This is a genomic window from Paraburkholderia fungorum (assembly GCF_046027605.1).
In the GTDB taxonomy this organism is placed as follows: domain Bacteria; phylum Pseudomonadota; class Gammaproteobacteria; order Burkholderiales; family Burkholderiaceae; genus Paraburkholderia; species Paraburkholderia fungorum_F.
In genome coordinates, this window is record NZ_JAQQEF010000005.1 from 362676 (window position 1) to 379305 (window position 16630).

Sequence of the window (16630 nt, forward strand, 5' to 3'; positions counted from 1 at the left end):
AGCCCTCGCCTATGTGGTTCACCCGCATCAGCATCGGCAACCCGGTGCTCGCCACGATGATGATGATGGCGTTCCTCGTCATCGGTCTGTTTTCCTATCAGCGGCTCAAGGTCGACCAGTTCCCCGACATCACCTTCCCGATCGTGGTGGTGCAGACCGCTTATCCGGGCGCGTCGCCGGAATCGGTCGAGTCGGACGTCACGCGCAAGATCGAGGAAGCGGTCAACACGATCAGTGGCATCGACGAAATTACCTCGCGTTCGTATGACGCGCAGTCGGTGGTGATCGTGCAGTTCGATCTGTCCGTCGATGCAGTGCAGGCCGCCCAGGACGTGCGCGACAAGATTGCACTGATCCGCCCCGATCTGCGCGACGGCGTGAAAGACCCGCGCGTACTGCGCTACGACCCGGCGGATATGCCGATCATCACGGTGGCCATTTCGAATGCGCCGGGTGCGTCGCTATCCACGCGCGACCTCACCACCGTCGCCGATCAGATCGTGCGCAAGCGGCTTGAGACCGTGCGTGGCGTCGGCTCGGTGTCGCTGGTGGGCGGCGTGAAGCGGCAAGTGCAGATCGACGTGAATCCGGAGAAGCTGCAAGCGCTTTCTGTCGGCGTCGAACAGGTGATCCGCGCGGTGCAGAATGAAAATCAGGAGATCCCGGCTGGGCCGCTCACCTCGAGTAATGTCGAGCAGACCGTGCAGGTCAAAGGCCGCTTCGAAAAGCCCGACGACTTCAAACGCATCATCGTCGCGCGGCGCGGCGCACAGTCGGCGATTCCGACCGCCTCTTCCGCCACGCAGCCGGTCACGCTCGATCAGGTCGCCGACGTGGTGGACGGCCAGCAGGAGCCGGACAGCATGGCCTTGCTGAACGGCCAGCGTGCGCTGTTCCTGTCGATCATCAAGGCGCAGGGCGAGAACACCGTGGATGTCGCGCACGGCGTGCGTGATGAAGTGGCGCGTTTGCAGCCGCAACTGCCGCCCGGCGTACAACTCAGCATTACCGACGATTCGTCGATCAACATTGAAGACAGCGTCAACGAAGTGAAACGCACCTTGCTCGAAGGCGCGCTGCTGACGGTGCTGATCGTGTTCCTGTTCCTCGGCTCATGGCGCAGCACGGTGATCACCGGCCTCACGCTGCCGATTGCGCTGATCGGCACCTTCGCGGTGATGTACGCGTGCGGCTTCACGATCAACGTGATCACGCTGATGGCGCTGTCGCTGTGCGTCGGCTTGCTGATCGACGACGCGATCGTGGTGCGCGAGAACATCGTGCGGCACGTGCAGTTGGGCGCCGACCATCGCACTGCGGCGCTCGACGGCACGAAGGAAATCGCGCTCGCCGTGCTGGCGACCACTTTCTCGATCGTCGCGGTGTTTCTGCCGGTGGGCTTCATGGGCGGCATCATCGGACGCTTTTTCCACCAGTTCGGCATCACGGTGGCCGCCGCCGTGCTGATCTCGATGTTCGTATCGTTCACGCTCGATCCGATGCTGTCGTCGATCTGGCCCGACCCCGATCTGCATGACGCCGACACGGGCCGCAAAGGCTATCGCTATGGACGCGTCATCGAACGTTCGCTGCATCTGTTCGACAAACAGATCGACCGGCTCACCACGTTCTATCAGCGCCTGCTCGGCTGGTCGCTGAAGCATCGCGCGATCACGCTGGTCGTGGCGGCGGCTACGTTCTTCGGCAGCCTGTTTCTGGTGCCCTTCGTCGGCACCGAGTTCGTGCCGAATGCGGACTTCTCCGAAACGCAGATCGGCTTGAACACGCCGGTGGGCACCTCGCTCGAAGCCACCTCGGAAAAAGTGAAACAGGTGCAGGCGATTCTCGCCACCTACCCCGAGGTGCGCTTCAGTTACGCGACGGTCAACTCGGGCAACACGCAAGGCAAAAACACCGCGCTAATCACCGTGCGTCTGCAAGACCGGCGCGACCGCTCGCGCGGCATGGTCGAATTGAACCAGGTGTTTCGCGCCCGGCTCGCCTCGGTGGCGGGCGTGTCGATCACCGAAATCGGCGTGCCCGACGGCGCCGGCAGCACGAAGGCGATCCAGTTGAGCTTGCAAGGCGACAACATCGACGAACTACGTCGACTTGCGGATGCGGCTCAAGCGCGGATGGCGAAGATTCCGGGCCTCGTCGACCTCGATTCGAGCCTCAAGGCGGATAAGCCGATTGTCGCGATCAACGTGAAGCGTGAACTGGCATCCGACCTCGGCGTCGGCGTGGCCGATATCGGTACCGCGTTGCGGCCGCTGCTCTCCGGCGACGCCATCAGCACATGGCGCGCGCCCGACGACCAGGACTACGATGTCAGCGTGCGCCTGCCGCGCGCGCAGCGCCAGGACGTCGACGATCTGGCGAAGCTGATGATCGCTACCAACCGCACTGATGCAAACGGCGCGCCGGTGCTGGTGCCGTTGCGGCAGATCGCGGATATCGTCAAGACGACCGGGCCCGACGTGTTGAACCGGCGCGATTTGCAGCGCGAGGTGATGTTGTCGGCGAACGTGAATGGCCGCTCGCCCGGCGAAGTGGCCGCGGACGTCGCGAAGGCGCTCGACGCGATGCACTTGCCCGCGGGCTATCACTATCGTTTCGAAGGCTCGACCAAGAGCATGAACGAGTCGTTCGTGTACGCGGTGGAGGCATTGGCGCTGGCGGTGATTTTCATCTACATGATTCTTGCGTCGCAATTTGCCAGCTTCGCGCAGCCGCTTGCGATCATGGCGTCGCTGCCGCTTACCTTGATCGGCGTGCTGATTGCGCTGCTGCTGTTCGGCAGTACGTTGAACATGTTTTCGATCATCGGCTTCGTCATGCTGATGGGTCTTGTCACGAAGAACGCGATTTTGCTGATTGACTTCGCGAATCAGGCCCGGCGCGGCACCCTGCTGGATGCGTCCGGCAAGGGTCGCATGATGGAGCGGCGTGAAGCACTGCTCGAAGCGGCGCGCGTGCGTCTGCGGCCGATTCTGATGACCACGCTGGCGATGATCTTCGGCATGCTGCCGCTGGCCGCGGCGCTGGGTGAAGGCGGCGAACAGCGCGGGCCGCTCGGGCAGACGGTGATTGGCGGGGTGATTACGTCGTCGATTCTGACGCTGGTGGTGGTGCCGGTGGTTTATACGGTGCTGGAGGATTGGGGGGATTGGATGCGGCGGAAGTTCAAACGCAAAGCTTAAGGTGCAAGGTGCCGCAATAAAGCAACTCCGCGCGCCCGGCGCGAAGTTGCTACAGTACAAGTCTTTCCCCGACCAGCCGTTCCCCCACCATGCGCACCACCCGAGCCATCCATGCCGTCGAGCGGCTGAAAACCCGCAGCGGCAATCCGCAATTCGCGGCGATCAGCCTGTCCGGCGGGCTGTTTTATCTGGTCGACAAATCGAGCGGCACGGACAAGAAAGTCTCCGATCCGTTGACGCTAGACGACTTCGTCAAGTTCGTCGACGGTTTTGGGCCGCCCAAGCCGCGCAAGGCAAGCAAGCTGGATATCGCGTTCGAAGAGCAGATCAGGAAGAGCAAGGGCGGTTGAGCAACGCATCGCGTGGTCGCCGCCGCTTTGCTGACTCACCCGTTGCCTATCTCGCGCCACTGCCCGTGCGCAGCGCTGCTTGCCAATACGGCATCAATGAAGCGCAACCCGGCCACACCATCGTCCACTGTTGTGAGCAGCAAGCTTTCGGCGGGCAACGGCTGACCCGCATCCAACGCCTCGATCTGCAACGCCGCATCTTTGTACAACTGCGCGAACGCTTCCAGATAGCCTTCAGGATGTCCCGCCGGCACGCGCGTCGCATGTGCGGCGATCGCGCTTTTAACTCGTCCTCGCGTCAGGCGCTCAGCCGAACCACCTAACGGTGTGAACCCCAATTCGTTGGGATTCTCCTGATCGAAACTCAAACTGGCCTTCGTGCCATATACCCGCAGACGCAGCGCATTTTCCGCGCCGCTCGCCACCTGGCTCGCCCACAGCATACCGCGCGCACCGTTCGGATAGCGCAGCATCGCCTGCACGTGATCGTCGATCCGGCGTCCCGGCACGAACGTATGCAACTCCGCCGATAGCGACGACGGCGTCATCCCCGTGATGAAGGCAGCCAGGTGATACGCATGCGTGCCGATATCGCCGAGACAGCCGGCGGGACCTGCCAATGACGGATCCGTGCGCCACCCGGCCTGTTTGTTCGTGCCGCTCGTCTCTATCGGTTCCGCCAGCCAGTCTTGCGCGTATTCGACTTGCACCACGCGTATATCGCCAAGCTCACCCTTTTCGACAAGCTCGCGAGCATGGCGAACCAACGGATAGCCGGAATACGTATGCGTCAGCGCGAACAGCTTGTTCTTCTCGCGAGCGAGCCTGGCCAGCGCTTCGCCTTCCGCCAACGAAATCGCCAGCGGCTTGTCGCACACCACATGGATACCCGCTTCGAGAAAAGCCGTCGCCACCGGCGCATGCAGATGATTCGGCGTGACGATCGCGACCGCGTCGATACCGTCGTCGCGAGCCGCTTCAACGCGCGCCATCTCGCGCCAGTCCGCATAGCTGCGCGCGATACCGGCCTCGGCGGCGCTCGCTTGCGCGCGCTGCGGATCGGACGACAACGCACCCGCTACCAGTTCGAAACGATCGTCGAGCCGCGCCGCGAGCCGGTGCACCGCGCCGATAAACGCGCCCTGCCCGCCGCCGACCATGCCGAGCCTGAGTCTTCTTTGTGGCACTGCCATCACTCCTTTGTGGTCTGCTTCATCTGCGTCATAGCCGCTTCATGGCAACCCGCAGCCAGCTCACGTTCAGCCCATAGTCAAATGCCAAGCACGCGCTTCAACTGCGTCGCATCCACACCACTGCCCGCGAAGTCGTCGAATGCATGGTCGGCCACCCGAATGATGTGCCGGCGAATAAACTCCGCGCCTTCACGCGCGCCGTCCTGCGGATGCTTCAGCGCGCACTCCCATTCCAGCACCGCCCAGCCGGGAAAATCGTATTGCGCCATCTTCGAGAAGATCGCGCCGAAATCGATCTGTCCGTCACCCAGCGACCGGAAACGCCCTGCCCGTTCGACCCAACCGCTATAGCCGCCATACACACCTTGCTTGCCGTTCGGCCGAAACTCCGCGTCCTTCACATGAAACGCCTTGATGCGCTCGTGATAGATGTCGATGAACGCGAGGTAGTCGAGTTGCTGCAAGACGAAATGGCTCGGGTCGTAGAGGATATTCGCGCGCGGGTGCTGCTTGACCGCATGAAGAAAGCGCTCGAAGGTCACGCCGTCGTGCAGGTCCTCGCCCGGATGCAGTTCGTAGCACACGTCGACACCGGCTTCGTCGAACGCATCGAGAATCGGCGTCCAGCGGCGCGCGAGTTCGTCGAAGGCCGCTTCCACCAAACCCGCCGGACGCTGCGGCCACGGATAGAGATAAGGCCATGCCAGCGCGCCGGAAAACGACACGTGCGCATTCAATCCCAAACGTTGCGACGCCTTCGCCGCCAGCTTCATCTGATCAACCGCCCACTGCGTGCGCGCAGTGGGATTGCCGCGCACATGCGATGCTGCAAAGCCGTCGAACAACGTGTCATAGGCCGGATGCACGGCCACCAGTTGCCCTTGCAGGTGCGTCGACAGTTCGGTGATCGTCACGCCCGCATCATCCGCGATTTCGCGCAGCTCGTCGCAATAGCTCTGACTCGCCGCCGCCTGTTCGAGATCGATCAGACGCGTATCGCACGGCACCTGGATTCCCTTGAAGCCGAGACTCGCGGCCCAGCCCGCCAGATGCGCGAGGTTGTCGAACGGCACCTCGTCGCCCATGAACTGGGCCAGAAAGATCGCCGGCCCTTTGATGGTTTTCATCGTACGGTTCCTCGAACTATGGCGCGCCTGTCATGCCTCTGCGGCAGAACCACGGCAAGCGCGCGCAGCACACTCACAATCGGCCAGAATCAGCCAAGGCCGTTCGGGCTCAGAACGGCGAGTCAGGAAAGTAGAACTGCTGCGCGTTTTCCTTCGTGATCAGCACCGACGGAATGATCGTGGTAGGCGGCAGCTTCTCGCCCTTCAGACGCGCCTCGGCGGTGAGCTTGATGGCGTCGTAGATGAATTTCGGCGAGTACGACACGTCGGCCTTGATCATCGGCGCACCGTCCATCACGTTCTTCACCATGCCCTTCGAACCCGCTCCGCCGAATACGATCTTGATGTCGGTGCGCTTGGCCTGCTCGATCGCCTTGATGACACCCACAGCCATGTCGTCGTCGGCGGCCCAGACCGCGTCGATATGCTTGAAGCGCGTGAGGTAATCCTGCATCACCTTGAACGCGTCGTCGCGATTCCAGTTCGCGTACTTGCCGTCGAGAATCTTCATCTCGGGATAGTTCTTGATCACGTTCGTAAACGCGGTCCAGCGTTCGTTGTCGAGCGTGGTCGGAATGCCGCGCAACGCGACGATGTTGCCCTTGCCGCCCAGCTCCTTCGCCAGAAACTCGGCGGGAATCTTGCCGAACGCGGTGTTGTCGCCGGCAACATAGGCGTCCTGTGCGCTGGTGTCGGTCAGGCCGCGATCCACCACCGTCACATACACGCCCTTCTTCTTCACCTGCGCGACCGGCTGCGTGAGCGAGGCCGATTCGAACGGGAAAATCACCAGCGCGTTGATCTTGTTCACCGTCACCAGATCCTGCAACTGGTTCGCCTGTTCGGGCGCGCCGGCCGCGGTTTTGACGATCACTTTCAGATCGGGATGGGCTTTCTCCAGATCTGTTTTCGCCTTGTTCGCCCACCAGACGATGCCGCCCGTGAAGCCATGGTCGGCCGTCGGAATCGCGACGCCCAGCGTGACTTTTTCATCGGCACGCGCGACGCCTGCCGTGCCCAGTATCCCCAACGCCAGCATGCCGGCGCCGACTGCCCGAATGACCTGCTTCATGGTTGTGTCTCCGATTGTGAGGCGTTCATGCGCCCCGATTCTGGAACTTGCCGTTGGTTTCCTTGAAGCTCAACGCCTGCTGCCTACCGCCGTCCGCGCTGCACGAACGCGACGAAGATAATCACAACGCCCTGCACCGCCGCGTTCAGATACACGCTGATGATGCTGGTCAGATTCAGAATGTTGGCGATCACCGATAGCAGGATCGCGCCGATCACCGTGCCGACCACGCGCCCTTCGCCGCCTTTCAGCGCGGTGCCGCCCACCACGACCGATGCAATCGCTTCGAGCTCCCAAAGCAGGCCTGTGGTCGGCGTCGCCGAGCCGAGCCGCGGCACGTACAGCACAGTGGCGACGCCGACGCAGATGCCCAGCAGCACGTACGTGACGATCTTCACGGTATCGACACGAATCGCCGCATAACGCGCGACCTGTTCGTTGGAGCCAATCGCCTGCACATGGCGGCCGAACGCCGTGCGATTCAGGATCAACGCGCCGCCCGCGGCGACGACCAGGAACACCCAGATCGGGACCGGCACGCCGAAGAAGCTCGCGTAGTAAACCGGTCCGTACAAGTCCGACAGCGAGTTATCCAGCGTCAGCGCGCCGCCATCCGCGAGCCACGTCAGCACCGCGCGAAAAATCCCCAATGTGCCCAGCGTGACGATGAACGGCTCGATGCGTCCTTTGGTAATCAACAAGCCGTGCGCGCAGCCGAACAAGCCGCCGAGCACCAGCGCGAACACAATGCCGAGCGTCAGAATCAGCATGGGTGCGAACGTGTGCCCGCCGACGCCCGCCGCGAGTCCATTCATCAACCAGATCATGCTGCCCGCGATCAGCGCCGCCATCGACCCGACCGACAGATCGATGCCGCCCGAAATGATCACGAAAGTCATGCCGACCGCGATGATGCCGATGAACGACGTGCGCGTGAGCACGTTCATCAGGTTGTCGAGCGTCGCGAAATCGCGGTTGAGCAGCGTGCCGACGATGCACAGCACGATCAACCCAACCAGCGGCCCGAGCGCGTACAGACGATGCGCGAAGCGCAACGCGCGGCCGGATTGCACGGCTTCAGTGGGTGCCGGTCGCATGGGCGATCAACTCCTCTTCGGTCAGATGCTCGAGCGTGAGCGTGGCTTGCAGGCGTCCCGCGCGCATCACGGCGACGCGATGACACAAGCCGATCAGCTCGATCAGTTCGGATGAAATGACGATCACCGCGCGACCTTGCGCGGCGAGACGATGGATCAGGAAATAGATGTCGCGTTTCGCGCCGACATCGACGCCGCGCGTGGGCTCGTCGAGCACGATCACGTTGGGATCGGGCTGCAGGAACTTGGCGAGCGCGAGCTTCTGCTGATTGCCGCCGGACAGCATGCGCGCGCGGCTCGACAGATCGCCCGTGCGGATGCCGAAGTCGCTCACCGCCTTGGTCAACGCCGCGCGCCCCGCCTTCATGTCGAGCAGCGGATGCGCGTAGCGTTCCAGCGTCATCAGCGTGACGTTGTCCTGCAGGCTCAGATTCACATGCAGGCCCTTGCCTTTGCGGTCTTCGCTCAGATACGTGAGGCCGTGGCGCATGGCGTCGCGCGGGTTCTTCAGATCGGCGCGGCGGCCCGCGATTTCGATGTTGCCCGCCGTGCGTTTGCGCAAACCGATGATCGCTTCGAACGCTTCGGTGCGGCCCGCGCCGACGAGGCCCGCGAAACCCAGTACTTCGCCGGCGCGCACGTCGAAACTCAGATCCTCAACCCAGTTCGGCACGGCGAGGTTCTCTACTTTCAACGCGATCGGCGCGTCGGCGGGCACCGTGATCTTGTCGGGGAACATATCGGACAACTCGCGCCCGACCATCAGATTCGCCATCTGCTGCCGCGCGAGCCCCGCGGTTTCACCGCGCGCGACAAAGCGGCCGTCGCGCATCACGATCACTTCGTCCGTGATGCGCTCGACTTCATCGAGCTTATGCGAGATGTAGACGAGGGTCACGCCATCGGCCTTCAGCTTCGCCATCAGCGTGAAGAGGCGCTCCGTCTCGGACGGCGTGAGCGTGGCGGTGGGCTCGTCCATGATCAGCAAACGCGCGCGGCGCGACAGCGCCTTGGCGATCTCCACCATCTGCTTTTCCGCCACGATCAACTCGCGCACTTTCGTATCCGGCGCTTTCTCCAGGCCGACCTGGGCGAGATAGCGCGCGGCATCGGCGCGCATGGCAGCATCGTCGACAAACCAGCCGCGCTTTTTTTCATGGCCGAGATACATGTTCTGCGCGATCGTCAGATGCTCGGCGAGATTGAACTCCTGGTGAATCAGCACGATGCCGGCCGCTTCCGCGTCGCGAGAACCGATGAACTGCTGCGCGTGGCCGTCGACCAGCAAGGTGCCCGAAGTCGCCGTTTCGTAGCCGGCGAGGATCTTCATCAGCGTCGATTTGCCCGCGCCGTTCTCGCCGAGCAAACCGTAGATGCGCCCCGGCGCCAACTCGAAGCTCACGCCATGCAGCACACGCACCGGACCGAAGTCTTTGCGAATATCGTCGAAGCGGATGGCGAGGCTCATGGCTCACGCGCTCCTGCGGATCACGAGCCGATGCGGCAACAGCACGCCCGGCACGTTCGCTAGCGGATTCGCGAGCCGTTGCAGCAGCAGACGCGCGGCGGTTTCGCCGAGTTCGCGCATCGGCTGGGCGATGGTGGTGAGCGGCGGATCGATTTGCGCGGCGAGCGAAATATCGTCGAAGCCAACCACCGCGACATCGTCCGGCACGCGCTTGCCGACGCTGCGCAAGCCGTGGATCACGCCGATCGCCAGCGTGTCGGAGACCGCGAAAATCGCGCTCGGCGCATCAGGCCGCTGCATCAGCAAGGCCGCCGCCGACGCGCCCGCTTCGTAGTCGAGACTGTTCAGGTTCATGCGCCAATGCTCGTCCGGCGTGATGCCGCCTTCGGTCAACGCATCCAGATAGCCTTGCTGACGCTGCCGCGCGTACAGGTAGTCGACATCGGAATTGATCAGCCCGATGCGCCGATGGCCGCGCGCAAGCAGATGCCGCACCGCGTCGCCCGCCGCCCGATAGTTGTCGATGCCGACGTACGGCATGCCCATCGCCGGGTCGAACTCGCAGCATGCGACCCACGGCAGCGCGCTCGAGGTCTCGCCGAGCGCCTGCTGGATCGTGGCCGGATCGAGACAGATCGCGCCGTCCGCGCGACGGCGGCGCAGCAGATCGAAGTAGCTGCGCTCACGGCCCGGATCGGCGCCCGTGTCGCACAGCAGCATGAAATAGCCGTGCTGGCGCGCGACGCTGTCGATGCCGCGCACGATCTCCGCGTAGAACGGGTTGCCGACGTCGGGCACCATCGTCAGCAGCAAGCGGCTTTCGGCGGTGCGCAGGTTGCGCGCGAGTTCGTTGACGCGATAGCCGCTGGCGTCGACCACCGCCAGGACCTTGTCGCGGGTGGCAGGGCGCACGTTCTCGTGGCCGTTCAGCACACGCGATACGGTCGCCACCGAGACGCCGGCCTGCTGCGCCACCTGAGCGATCGAAAGCCCCTCGGCGGGCCGCAACGGCTGAACCGCGGGCTGCGCGCCCACCTTCGACGACGTTGCGGGGGCCGGTTTGGACAACGACTTGGACAAGGGGATGCGTCCTGAAAATGTAATCGATTACATTTTTGCGTGATCGCAGCGAGAATCGCAAGGACAGATCGCTAGGGATTAACACGGAGGCGGACCGGCGGCGAGAGCCGTCCCAGACGGTGGCCCGGCGGCGCACTGCCCGCGACGGCGGGGATTCGGGCCGTCATTTGGTACAATCCCGCAGTTACCCTGCCGTAGCCCGCGTCTCGCGCTGCACCCCGAGGTTGTGCCCGAGGCCGCCGGCCAGTGGCAAAACAACGCAAACTCAATCGCAAACTCGCCAAACCACACTGCCGAATCCACCATGAACATCGAGCAAGCGCGTTTCAACATGATCGAACAGCAGATCCGCCCCTGGGAAGTGCTCGACCAGGACGTGCTGAATCTGCTCTCGATCGTCAAGCGTGAAAACTTCGTCCCCACCGTCTACCGCGATCTGGCCTTCGTCGACTTCGAAGTGCCGCTGCCGGCTGGCCAGCACATGCTGGCACCGCGCGTCGAAGCGCGCGTGCTGCAGGAACTGGCGGTGAAGAAACACGAAAGCGTGCTCGAAATCGGCGCCGGCTCGGGTTACATGGCGGCCCTGCTCGCGCACCGCGCGCAGCACGTGCTGACGGTCGACATCGAACCGGAACTGGCTGAACTGGCGAAGAACAACCTGATCGCCAACGGCGTGCTGAACGCCGAAGTCGCCACCGGCGACGCGTCGCGCGGCTGGGCCAACGCCGCACCGTACGACGTGATCTGCGTATCGGGCGGGCTGCCGGTGCTGCCGCAGGAAATTCTCGAACACCTGAAGATCGGTGGCCGTCTGGCGGCTTTTGTCGGCACCGCGCCGGTCATGAAGGCGCAGATCATCACGCGTATCGACGAAAAGCAATACCGTATCGCCGACGTGTTCGAGACGTACGTCGAGCCGCTGATCAACGCTGTGCAGCCGCCGCGCTTCAAGTTTTAAATCGCAGCTCCACACGTTTCGTTTGCATGTTTATCTGTACGGCCGGCACGCCGCCGTCCGCTGAACTGGATGTCCTGCTGATGCAAAATCTGACCGCTCCCGCGCTCGCCGAATGGCTCGCCGACACATCGCGCCCTGCGCCCGTGCTGCTCGACGTGCGCGAACCGTGGGAAATCCAGACGGCGTCGATCGCCGGCGCCGTGTCGATTCCGATGCGTGAAATTCCGGCGCGCAGCGAAGAGCTCGACGACGACGCGCAGATCGTCTGCGTCTGCCACCACGGCGCGCGCAGCGCCCAGGTCGCGATGTTCCTCGAATCGCGCGGCCATACCAGCGTGTTCAATCTGCAAGGCGGGATAGACGCGTGGTCGCGTCAGGTCGATCCCGCCGTTCCCACCTATTGATCGAACCGTCCCAATGAAGCGCCAGAGGGTGCCGGTCCGCGCAGCCGCTCTGACGCTTCGTTGCGCGTTCCGTGGTGCACGTGTCAGCGCATCGGTTGCCGCACTCGCGGCGCTGATCCCGCTGCCCGCCCACGCGGTCGGCCTCTCCCAGCTTTACGACGAAGCACTCTCGAACGACCCGCAGCTGCAAAGCGCGCGCGCCTCGCTCGCCGCCAACAGCGAAGAGTTGCCGCTCGCCCGCGCCAAACTACTGCCGCAAGTCTCCGCATCGCTCACCGCCAACCGCCAGAACACTGATTTCGGCGGCGGCTTTCCTGCTTCCTACGGCAACAGCAACGGCTATGTGATTTCGCTCACGCAGCCGCTGATTCATGTCGATAGCTGGTATGGCTATGCGCAGGGCAAGCTCGCGGTGGATTCGGCACAGGCTTCGTTCGCACAGGCGCGGCAGGATCTGATCGTGCGGCTCGGCCAGGCTTACTTCGATGCGCTCTCCGCGCAGGATAGCCTTGCGATTGCGCGTTCGCAGAAAGCATCGATCGCGCAGCAGCTAGAGTCGGCCAGGCGCTCATTCGAAGTCGGCAACACGACGATCACCGATACCAACGAAGCCCAGGCTAAATACGATCAGGCGATCTCGCAGGAAATTGCGGCGCAGAACGATCTTGCGATGAAGCTGGCGGCGTTGCAGCAGATTGTCGGGCACCCCGTCGAGCATGTGGATGGACTGGCCGCCGGCGCGCCGCTGCCACCACCCGTGCCCGCCGACATCAATCTATGGGTCGATGCCGCGAGCGACGCGAACTATCAGGTCGTACTGAGGCAGATCGCGCTCGATAACGCGCAACGCGAGACGTCGAAAGCCAAGGCCGGCCATCTGCCGACCGTCGACCTGGTGGCGAGCCGCTCGCGCAGCAGTCTCGGCGCGGCCGGTGCGGGTAATTTCGGCGGCAATTTCGGTGGCGGCTTCGGCAGCGGCGCGAATACGCCGGCACCCGGCACACCGGCGCTCGCCGCGGAACTAGGCAACCTGGGGTCGTCGTACACGAACAGCACGATCGGCGTGCAGGTCACGATTCCGATCTTTGCGGGCGGTGCGACACAAAGCCGGGTCCGTCAGACGCTCGCGCTCGAAGATCAGGCCGCGGCCGATCTCGATACGGCTCGGCGCAATGCCGCGCTGTCGGCGCGGCAGGCTTTTCTCGGGGTCGTGAGTGGGCTCGCACAGGTCCGCGCGCTGCAGACTGCCGAGCGATCGGCGAACACCTCGCTCGAATCGAACCTGCTCGGCTACCAGGTCGGTGTGCGGATCAATATCGACGTGCTCAATGCGCAAGATCAGCTGTTTTCGGCGCGCCGCGATCTGGCGAAAGCGCGTTATGACACGCTGATCAATAGCCTCAAGCTGAAGGCTTCCACCGCGAATCTGACCGATCAGGATGTGCTGCAGTTGAGCGCGCTGCTGTCGCCGGTCGACGATGGTTCGCTGACCGCGCTGCCGCAAGCGCCGACGGTGCCGCATCCGGGTGTCGCTGCGAAAGGCGCTGCGGGGAAGATCGGGCGGCGGGCTATGCCGGGCACTTTGGCGCCTCCGCAGGCTCGGTAGTCTCTCGCTTACTGCTTTACCTTTCTGGATGCTCTTGCCGCATTCGATCGGCTGTTTCCGTCAGTTACTCGCGCGCTTTCGGAGCGCCAGGCCCTCGAACAGCGCCGTCACCTTTTCCCACCTCGACACAGATCGCAAACTCATCGCGATCGAGTCCTTGTCTTAAGTCATGCCGCCGTCCCTCAGCAATTAAGACGATTTAAGGCGATGCTGACGCCGCGCTTTCAATAAGACGTTTCTCGTCACTGCTCCGGAAAATTCTTGCGGTTTCCTAAACACCTCGCGGGCAACATGCAGCGACACGTTTTCTGGAGCCGTGTAATGAGATTTTTGAAGACCGTTATGCTTGGCGCAACACTGCTGCCACTCGCATCGTATGCAACGCTGGGCGGCGCACCGAGCGCCGTTGCGCCCTCCTCTCCCATGGTACTGCGCGCCACGCCGCATGCCGCCGCCGCGAGCAGTGCGACCGGCGCGAGCGCCACTACCGTCACTACCGCCGCAACCGGTGCGGCTAAAACGACCGCCACCGCCCCCTACACCGTGCGCGAGTCGCGTGACGCCAACGCTGTCACGATCCGTGAATACGTGCTGCCGAGCAATGTCGTGTTCGCCGTCGCGTGGGAAGGACCCATACGCCCGGATATGACGGCACTCCTTGGCAGCTATTTCCCAACCTATGTGGCTGCCGGCGAAAGCCGCGCGCGCGGCACCGGTCCGCTGATCGAAAGCACCGGTGACTTCCGCATCGAATCAGCCGGCCGCCTGGGGCATTTCTTCGGCATGGCGTATCTGCCGCGACTGATGCCGGCAAATGTCCGCCCAGGCGATCTGAAGTAATACGGCGTATCGATTTTGCGGAAACAACAAAATGACGACAATCAATACGACACTCTCGATCGCGCTGGTAGCGCTTGGGCTGACACTGTCCGCATGTGGCGGCGGAAGTGACGGAAACGGCGGCAAGAACAACAGTTCGATCGCCTGGTCCGCCGATCCCGACTGGATCCAGAAGCCGGATGGCTCGGGCAGTTCGGATAATTCGGGGAACACGCCCAACGGCGGCAACACGGTGCCGATCCGTGTCGACAATTCGATGGGCGGCATCAACATGCTTTCCGCCACGATCACCGTCTGTGTTCCAGGTACGCAGGGCGCGAGCCAGTGCACTACCGTCGACCGCATGGTGGTGGATACTGGCTCAGTAGGTGTACGCATCATGGCCAGTGCATTGCCGACGCTGCGCTCGCAGTTGCTGACGCAAGTCGGCGCCGTCGACGACGTCAGCGGCGTCGCGCCGATCGCCGAATGCATGCCGTTCGGTTCCGGCACGACATGGGGCTCGGTGAAACGCGCCGATATCAAGATCGGCAGCCGCACGGCAAGCAATACTCCCATCCAGCTGATCGGCGACGGCGCGTACGCCATCCCGTCGGACTGCGTCGCGCATGGCGGCCCGGACCTCAGTACCGTCGAGAAACTCGGCGCCAACGGTATTCTCGGCATCGGCTACGGCACTCAGGACTCGAAAGACGCGCTGACCACCGCGCTGCCGGGGAATTACTACTATTGCACGGGCGCTAACGCTTGCTTCAACACACGCATGACCGTCGGCAAGGAGGTGATGAACCCCGTCGCCGCCTTCCCGAGGGATAACAACGGCACGATCATCCGCCTGCCCAAGCTGCCGGCGGGAGGCCAGGCGAGTGTCACCGGCGAACTGATATTCGGGATCGGCACGCAATCGAATAACGCGTTGCCGTCGAACGTGAACGTTCTGGCGTTGGATGAACACGGCGAATTTACGACCCAGTATCAAGGTCAGACGTTCAGCTGGAGTGCACTCGACAGCGGTACCAATGGGTTCGCGTTCCAGGACGATTCGATTCCTACAACGTCGGGCTGGTACACGCCGTCAGTCGCGCTGAACCTGGCTGCCACGATGGAGGCCACCAGCGGCAAGGGAACACCCGTCCAGATGCCTTTTACGATCGACAATGCCGTGCGCGTGTCGGCGAACGGGTATGCCGCGTACGACAACGTCGGCTGGTATCAGTCCAGTTTGCGAATGTTCATGTGGGGGCTGCCTTTCTTCTACGGACGCAGCGTTTACACGACGGTCGGCATCAGCGAGATAGGTAAGCAGAGCGGACCGTTTGTCGCGTTCTGACGAACTGAGTGTGTCTTATACGGGAGGCGGCGTCGCGAGATGCCTGACTCCCGCCTTCTGCCGCTGTGCAAAATCGATCGAGTCTCATCGGTGTTTCCTACTCACCGTTGAGATTTTTCTGAGACTCTCATTAATTGCCCGCAGGCAACATGCTCCGAACTGTTTTTTGGAGCAATGTGATGAAATTTGTAAAGATCGTGCTGGCGATGTCGGCGCTTTTGCCACTCGCGTCGTATGCGGCGTTGGGTGGGGCACCGAATGCGGGTGCGGCCCCGCAGATGTTGCTTCGAGCGGCAACGCCTAATTCCTCTTCTTCTACTGCCTCTACTGCCGCGGATTACACGGTGCGTGAATCGCGTGACGCCGACGGTGTCAGGATTCGCGAATACGTCTTGCCGACCAATGTCGTTTTTGCCGTCACGTGGCAAGGGCCCGTGCGCCCCGACATGGTTGTGCTCCTCGGCAGCTACTTCCCGAACGCAGTTTCCGCAGGGACAGCGCACGTACGAGGCACCGGTCCGTTGATCGAGCGCAACGGCGACTTTCAGATCGAGTCAGCAGGACGCGCGGGCAACTTCTTCGGCAAGGCGGTCCTGCCGCGCCTCGTCCCCGCCAATGTCCGTGCTGACGATCTGCAGTGACGCGACACATCGATCTCACGGAATACAAGAAACATGAAGACGCTCAATAAGAAATTTTGCTTCGCGCTGCTGACGGCCAGCTTGGCCCTTTCAGCCTGCGGCGGCGGTGGCGGTAGCGACGACGGCAGCTCGAATCCGACGCAGGACAATGACAAGCCGGCAACGCCGAGTTCAACACCGACTCCGACTCCGACGCCCACTCCAACGCCGACTCCGACTCCGACTCCAACTCCGACGCCAACTCCAACTCCAACTCCAACT

General features: G+C 62.9%; 14 protein-coding genes. 8 read left to right on the forward strand and 6 right to left on the reverse strand.

The genetic code is table 11. The features are described 5' to 3' along the window. Positions 1-11: 11 nt before the first annotated feature. Positions 12-3203, forward strand: a complete 3192-nt coding sequence (locus tag PQR53_RS12080; RefSeq protein ID WP_408453543.1) for an efflux RND transporter permease subunit — start codon at positions 12-14, stop codon at positions 3201-3203. A gap of 89 nt (positions 3204-3292) precedes the next feature. Beyond that, positions 3293-3553 carry a hypothetical protein gene (locus PQR53_RS12085; RefSeq protein WP_120297970.1) on the forward strand — a complete coding sequence of 87 codons (261 nt, stop codon included), beginning with the start codon at positions 3293-3295 and terminating at the stop codon, positions 3551-3553. Positions 3554-3588: 35 nt separating this feature from the next. Here PQR53_RS12085 and PQR53_RS12090 read toward each other — a convergent pair whose 3' ends face one another. The 6 genes from PQR53_RS12090 to PQR53_RS12115 form a co-directional block, all read right to left on the reverse strand. Then, complete coding sequence (locus tag PQR53_RS12090; RefSeq protein WP_408453546.1) at positions 3589-4740, reverse strand: Gfo/Idh/MocA family protein; 1152 nt, start codon at positions 4738-4740, stop codon at positions 3589-3591. A gap of 83 nt (positions 4741-4823) precedes the next feature. Continuing rightward, positions 4824-5873: a sugar phosphate isomerase/epimerase family protein gene (locus PQR53_RS12095; protein WP_408453549.1), complete on the reverse strand. Its 1050-nt coding sequence runs from the start codon at positions 5871-5873 to the stop codon at positions 4824-4826. Between the two features lie 109 nt (positions 5874-5982). Next, complete coding sequence (locus tag PQR53_RS12100; RefSeq protein ID WP_408453552.1) at positions 5983-6945, reverse strand: substrate-binding domain-containing protein; 963 nt, start codon at positions 6943-6945, stop codon at positions 5983-5985. Between the two features lie 83 nt (positions 6946-7028). Continuing rightward, on the reverse strand, positions 7029-8042 hold the full coding sequence (locus PQR53_RS12105; protein WP_408453555.1) for an ABC transporter permease: 1014 nt from the start codon (positions 8040-8042) through the stop codon (positions 7029-7031). Then, entirely contained in the window at positions 8023-9510 is a 1488-nt protein-coding gene (locus PQR53_RS12110; RefSeq protein WP_408453558.1) for a sugar ABC transporter ATP-binding protein, read from the reverse strand. Before PQR53_RS12110 ends, PQR53_RS12105 begins: the two co-directional genes overlap by 20 nt. A gap of 3 nt (positions 9511-9513) precedes the next feature. Then, a complete protein-coding gene (locus PQR53_RS12115) occupies positions 9514-10590 on the reverse strand; it encodes a LacI family DNA-binding transcriptional regulator (RefSeq protein ID WP_408453561.1) in 1077 nt (358 codons plus the stop codon). Positions 10591-10894: 304 nt separating this feature from the next. Between PQR53_RS12115 and PQR53_RS12120 the strand changes: the two genes are divergently transcribed. The 6 genes from PQR53_RS12120 (at position 10895) to PQR53_RS12145 (ending at position 16369) form a co-directional block, all read left to right on the forward strand. Then, on the forward strand, positions 10895-11548 hold the full coding sequence (locus PQR53_RS12120) for a protein-L-isoaspartate O-methyltransferase family protein (RefSeq protein ID WP_179736614.1): 654 nt from the start codon (positions 10895-10897) through the stop codon (positions 11546-11548). Positions 11549-11628: 80 nt separating this feature from the next. Next, positions 11629-11952, forward strand: a complete 324-nt coding sequence (locus tag PQR53_RS12125) for a rhodanese-like domain-containing protein (RefSeq protein WP_323043452.1) — start codon at positions 11629-11631, stop codon at positions 11950-11952. Positions 11953-11965: 13 nt separating this feature from the next. Next, positions 11966-13558, forward strand: coding sequence for a TolC family outer membrane protein (locus tag PQR53_RS12130; protein ID WP_408453564.1), 1593 nt, complete (start codon positions 11966-11968; stop codon positions 13556-13558). A gap of 321 nt (positions 13559-13879) precedes the next feature. Beyond that, the gene (locus PQR53_RS12135) at positions 13880-14398 is read left to right on the forward strand and encodes a DUF2844 domain-containing protein (protein WP_408453567.1); all 519 of its coding nucleotides are present in this window, start codon (positions 13880-13882) and stop codon (positions 14396-14398) included. A 31-nt stretch (positions 14399-14429) separates the two neighbouring features. Further along, positions 14430-15728, forward strand: a complete 1299-nt coding sequence (locus PQR53_RS12140) for a DUF3443 domain-containing protein (protein WP_408453570.1) — start codon at positions 14430-14432, stop codon at positions 15726-15728. A gap of 179 nt (positions 15729-15907) precedes the next feature. After that, positions 15908-16369 (forward strand): DUF2844 domain-containing protein, encoded by a 462-nt coding sequence (locus PQR53_RS12145; protein WP_408453572.1) that lies wholly within the window; start codon positions 15908-15910, stop codon positions 16367-16369. The last annotated feature ends 261 nt before the right edge of the window (positions 16370-16630 follow it).

Excerpts from the sequence above, each read along its gene's own strand:
- PQR53_RS12140 (WP_408453570.1), top strand. The coding sequence starts at position 14,430 with ATGACGACAATCAATACGACACTCTCGATCGCGCTGGTAGCGCTTGGG.
- PQR53_RS12130 (WP_408453564.1), top strand. The coding sequence starts at position 11,966 with ATGAAGCGCCAGAGGGTGCCGGTCCGCGCAGCCGCTCTGACGCTTCGT.
- PQR53_RS12080 (WP_408453543.1), top strand. The coding sequence starts at position 12 with ATGTGGTTCACCCGCATCAGCATCGGCAACCCGGTGCTCGCCACGATG.
- PQR53_RS12095 (WP_408453549.1), bottom strand. The coding sequence starts at position 5,873 with ATGAAAACCATCAAAGGGCCGGCGATCTTTCTGGCCCAGTTCATGGGC.
- PQR53_RS12120 (WP_179736614.1), top strand. The coding sequence starts at position 10,895 with ATGAACATCGAGCAAGCGCGTTTCAACATGATCGAACAGCAGATCCGC.
- PQR53_RS12100 (WP_408453552.1), bottom strand. The coding sequence starts at position 6,945 with ATGAAGCAGGTCATTCGGGCAGTCGGCGCCGGCATGCTGGCGTTGGGG.
- PQR53_RS12105 (WP_408453555.1), bottom strand. The coding sequence starts at position 8,042 with ATGCGACCGGCACCCACTGAAGCCGTGCAATCCGGCCGCGCGTTGCGC.
- PQR53_RS12145 (WP_408453572.1), top strand. The coding sequence starts at position 15,908 with ATGAAATTTGTAAAGATCGTGCTGGCGATGTCGGCGCTTTTGCCACTC.
- PQR53_RS12085 (WP_120297970.1), top strand. The coding sequence starts at position 3,293 with ATGCGCACCACCCGAGCCATCCATGCCGTCGAGCGGCTGAAAACCCGC.
- PQR53_RS12135 (WP_408453567.1), top strand. The coding sequence starts at position 13,880 with ATGAGATTTTTGAAGACCGTTATGCTTGGCGCAACACTGCTGCCACTC.
- PQR53_RS12110 (WP_408453558.1), bottom strand. The coding sequence starts at position 9,510 with ATGAGCCTCGCCATCCGCTTCGACGATATTCGCAAAGACTTCGGTCCG.
- PQR53_RS12125 (WP_323043452.1), top strand. The coding sequence starts at position 11,629 with ATGCAAAATCTGACCGCTCCCGCGCTCGCCGAATGGCTCGCCGACACA.